This is a genomic window from Vibrio sp. 704, from assembly GCF_033339295.1.
The window spans coordinates 1-599 of record NZ_JAWOUH010000695.1; the positions used below are offsets into that span (position 1 = coordinate 1).

The following is a 599-nucleotide window of genomic DNA, read 5'->3' on the forward strand; positions in this document are numbered from 1 at the left end:
TATTCACAGATAGAGAAAGCAAAATTGCTATTTTCCCACAGCTGAGTGGCAATCGATTGCTTTCGCACACTATGCAACTCTGCGAGCTCATTGAATACATGAATGAGTTTGGCAGGGTGATTCGGCTCCCCTTGATAACCAAGTATAGGCATATCTGGAGCATCTGTTTCTATAACTAGATTTTCGAGTGGTAATCTTTGAATCGCGTCGCGAGTTTTATGGGCTCTCGGATAGGTAATGGTTCCACCAACACCGATGAAAAAACCTAATCTGACCCACTCCATCCCCTGCTGATAACTACCAGCAAACGCGTGCAAAACGCCACCACGAGGTAACTTCGCCGCTTTGACCATTTGAATGAGTCGATTGTGTGCTTTCCGGCTGTGCAAAATGACAGGAAGATTGAAACGCCTTGCCAGCTCAAATTGAGTTTCAAGCGCCCTTTCTTGTAGCTCAGGATCTACGTTAACTGCAAAGTCTAGTCCGCACTCTCCGATTGCCACACACTGTGGCGATTTTTGGTTGAGATAGCGTTCTAGTTCTGCAAGGTGCTGCTCAACGTTATCTTCTAGAAAATACGGATGAAAACCGAGCGCGTA

Annotated in this window: 1 protein-coding gene; it reads right to left on the bottom strand. The window is 45.9% G+C overall.

The genetic code is table 11. The features are described from left to right. Positions 1-599 (bottom strand): TatD family hydrolase (locus R7R24_RS28570; RefSeq protein WP_318120438.1); only part of this gene is annotated, 599 nt, incomplete at both ends.